Origin of the sequence: Streptacidiphilus sp. ASG 303 (assembly GCF_020991365.1) — a bacterium.
Taxonomy (GTDB): Bacteria; Actinomycetota; Actinomycetes; order Streptomycetales; family Streptomycetaceae; genus Peterkaempfera.
The window spans coordinates 1-3,697 of sequence record NZ_JAJLRA010000065.1 but is presented as its reverse complement, the minus strand read 5'-3'; the positions used below and the strand labels follow the sequence as shown (position 1 = coordinate 3,697).

Here is a 3,697-nt window from a genome sequence, read left to right as displayed (position 1 = left end):
CAACGCTGGCTGCACACGATCGAGGGGCGGTCCCATGAAGACCGCCCCTGATGAGACGTTCGCCCACTACACTCACGCGCGCAGGCCTCTGAACAGGCAAAACGTCGAAGTCCTGCTGGAGTACTAGACGCCGATCGCGGTGGGGGACGACCCGACGGATGTGCAGAAGGCGCAGGCGGCCGAGCAGCAGGACGCCATCGCCAAGGGCCGGGACGCACTGAACACCGCGAAGAGCCTGGCCCAGCAGGCCAAGGAGATGAGGCAGAGCGCGCAGCGCGAGTGCTCCGACGTGCTGAACCGGGCTGCGGACGAGGCAATCCCCCCGCGGAACGTCTTCCATCGGATCCGGGACTTCTTCAAGGACTTCCCCCTCGTCAAGATCATCCTTGGTCTGCTCATTGCCGTCGTCGCCGTGTTCTTCCCCGTGGTCGGTGTGCTCCTGGGCGGTGTCCTCTTCGCCGTCGACCAGATAGCCGCCATCTCCGACGGCGGCAAGGTGGATCTCGCGGGCCTGGGCATCGGGCTTGCCTCTCTGGTTCCCGGAGCCGGTCTCCTGGGACGGTTCGGGGCCATTGCGGCCAGGGGCGCCGGCGCGGTGTCGAAGGCGGTCGGTTCGGCCAGGGGTGCGGGCGGGAGCATCAAGGATGTGGGGGCCACGCTTGGCAGCACGAAGGTGGTGGGTGCGGAGCTCGGTGCCGGGCGGGCAGGGACGGGTCTGTCCACGCGCGACAAGGTTGCGAACAAGGGGTTGGACCTGTTGTTCGGCGAGGTCGGGCTCACCCCGCTCAGTGCAAGGTCGGTGGCCAAGGGTGTCGTCAAGGGCGCTGCCCTGTCGAGCGGCGTGGAAGTGGCCAAGGAAGTGGGATCCGACGTCGTCCAGGGCAGGCCTGTGAAACTCAGCGCCGCCAGGATCGGCGGAGCGGCCATCGGCGGAGCCGTTGGCGGAGTGGGAGGGGCGGTCGTCGACGCCGGCAAGGTGGGCAGGGGCAAACGGATGCGTACGGCCGGCCAGGCGGCTGCCGGCGGGGTGAACGGCGTGGTGGGGGAATCCGTGGGCGAGGCTCTCGCGCACGAACCGCTCGACCCGACCAGGATCGCCGAATCAGGTGCGGCCGGGGCCGCCACCAGTGCGGCACGGACCGGAATCGGCCTGAACATCCCCCGCCGCGGGGGGACCGCAGCCCAGTCACCGCACACCGCTCCCCCCATGGGGCGCTGCCGTCCGGTGCCTCCGCGCCGGGGTCCGTCGGTGACGGCCCGCCCGTCCTGCCGCCCGTCCGGCCCCCGGGCCCCCTGCTCGTGCCCGGCGTCAACGAACCGGGCCTGCCCGCGTGACGTCCACGGTCGGGGCGGTGGCGTGACGGCTGTCCGGGAGGACCGCCGGTGGGGCTGGGTCCCGGCGGGGCGGCTTCAGAGCGTGGTGGTGAACCGCGTGCTGTTCGGCGGGCCGCTGCCCGGCAGGACGGCCCGTCGCACACAGGTACCCATGGCCGGGCGGGCCTGAAAGAACGGGCCTCCCGGTAGGGACGTGTTGTCCACTGAACTTGATCGGGTGATGTCGGGCTGTTCACCCGACGGCGGAGGGTGCCCTCGGTGGTCGTGGTGCGGTGAGACAGACGAGGGGCGAGGGGTGGTCCGGTGGCCGGTGGGGTCGCGGGGGCGGGCCCGGGGGCTGTCGGGGTCGGTGTGGCCGGGTTGTTGGTCCTCGGGGGGTCCGGGCCCGGGGGTGCGGGCATCGGGTGGGGGGCCGGCCGGGCGGGGGGGCCGGCCGGGCCGGGCGGGGGGCCGGCCGTGGCGGGGGGCGGGCCGCGGTCGCGGTCGGGCGGGGGGCGGGGGGTGGGTTGGGGTGCTCGGTGTGGCGTCCCTTTTTGTGGGGTTCGTGGGGGGTGGTGCCGGGTGCGGGGTCGCTGGCAGGGGGGGCCGTGGAGTGGGCCCGGGCCGGTCCCGTGCGGGGCGGCGGGGCGGTGTTCCCGCGGCGGTGGCGGGGCCGGGCGTTCGCGGTGGCGCTCCTCTCCGGCCGCCTCGCGTGCGGGGGCTCGGAGATCGGCGCCTTCCGTCATGCGTGGGGGCGTCTGGGCCGGGGGGCCTGTCTCGGTGTGGGCTGCTGCGGCCGCCGGCTCGACGGGGCGGAGCTGGTGCTGGCCGAGGGCGCCGTCCTCGCGCCGGGCGGGGTCGGGGCCCGCGGCCGCGGCCTGCGCGGGGAGCGCGTCGGGGAGCAGGCCGCCGCGAGGCGGTCCCGGCCCGGCTGCGCGCCCGCTCTCGGGTTCGCTGCGCACGGTCGAGACCGAGCCGGCGTTCGCGGTCGGTGGGCGCGTGCGGGCCGGGAGCCTCCGGCCGTCCCGGCGCGCCCGGCTGCCGAACTGCGTGCGGGGGCGCCCGGGGGTGGTCGACGCCGTCCGGCCCGCCTGCGTGCTCCCGGACGTCAACGCCCGCGTCCTGGGCGGGCGCCCCCGGCGCGTCGACTCGGTCCGCTTCGGCTCGCGCGAGCCGTGGGGCCCGGCCGCCGGGCCCTTCGCCGTCGCCGCAGGGCTGTGCGGGAGCTGCCCGGAGGCCGCTCCGTGGCCGCCGCCGGCGCCGTGGCCGGCGGCGGCGCGGTGGGGCGGTGGGGTGGTGGGGCGGTCTCCGGGCGTCCTGCGCACCCAGGCGCTCCAACGGCTGCTCACCGAACGGGGTCTGATCGGCCCCGCCGCGCCGGACGGCGTCATCACCGAGTGCGAGGCGAACGTGGGCCCGCTCGACGGCGCGCAGGTCGTCGCCGGGGCCTGGAGCGGCCCGGGGTGCCGGCGGCGCCTGCTCGAGGACGGCACCGCCGCCATCGGGGAGCTCGGCTTCTGGGGGCCGCGGGGGGAGCGCATCGTCGTCGTGGGGAACACGGCGGCCACCCGCCGCGTGGTGGGGTGCCCGCTGTGCTCCTGCTGCCCCTGGCCGGTGCTGGGCCTTCCGCCGGGCTGGTAGAAGGATTTCGCCTTCCGCTCGCGCTTGGTCGGGGAGCCGCGGGCGGTCCTGTCCGAGGTGGGCCTGGAGCTCGACGGCGGCGTGCGGATCACCGTCCACGACCCCGCCGGCGAGGTGCGGTGGCTGGTGCTGCCGCAACGTCCGCCCGGCGCCGGGCGCCTCTGCGAGGAGGAGCTCGTGCCCCTGGTGGCCCGCGACTCGATGGTCGGCGTGGCGAGGGCGCAGGCGCCGTGCGCGCGCAGCTGGACGTGGACGGCCCCGCCGCGCCGCCCCGGTCCGACGGCGAGCTGGTGTTCGCCGTGCCCGCGGTCCTGCGCCGCGCCTTCGGCATGGCCGTCGGCCTGTGCGGGGCCGGGGCCTTCGCCTGGCCCCGGTTCCAGGCCGCGCTGATCGCCCGGATCGCGGCCTGGCGGGCCGCGGCGGCGCCGGAGGAGCCCTGCGACTGCGACCGGCTCTGGCTCGCCGCGCTGGAGGACGTGCTCGTGGAGCGGTCTGCGGTGTCCGCCGGCGAGGTCGCCGAGCGCGCCGGGGCCCTCGCCCGACGGCGTCCGGGCCCCGGCCGCCGCGGCCGCCCCGGCCGCGGGCACGCGCACTGAGCCGGTCCGCGCGCCCGTCCGGCCTTCCGGGTCTGCTGTTCGCGGGTGGTCCTCGGGTCCGCGGCCGGCGGCACGGTGTGGGGCGCCGTGGGGGAGGAGGTGCCGCCGGGCGCGCTGTCCGGGCGGCTGCGGGCGGGGGCGGGGCG

2 protein-coding genes and 1 pseudogene are annotated in these 3,697 nt (G+C 76.9%); all 3 read left to right on the top strand.

What is annotated here, in order from left to right; translation table 11 throughout:
- The first annotated feature begins 139 nt into the window (after nt 1-139).
- The 3 genes and pseudogenes from LO771_RS29900 (at nt 140) to LO771_RS29890 (ending at nt 3,551) form a co-directional block, all read left to right on the top strand.
- Entirely contained in the window at nt 140-1,504 is a 1,365-nt protein-coding gene (locus LO771_RS29900; protein WP_230748275.1) for a hypothetical protein, read from the top strand.
- Nucleotides 1,505-2,058: 554 nt separating this feature from the next.
- Nucleotides 2,059-3,345, top strand: a pseudogene (locus tag LO771_RS29895) (nitrile hydratase subunit alpha).
- Nucleotides 3,246-3,551, top strand: a complete 306-nt coding sequence (locus LO771_RS29890) for a nitrile hydratase accessory protein (RefSeq protein ID WP_230748273.1) — start codon at nt 3,246-3,248, stop codon at nt 3,549-3,551. Before LO771_RS29895 ends, LO771_RS29890 begins: the two are co-directional and overlap by 100 nt.
- The last annotated feature ends 146 nt before the right edge of the window (nt 3,552-3,697 follow it).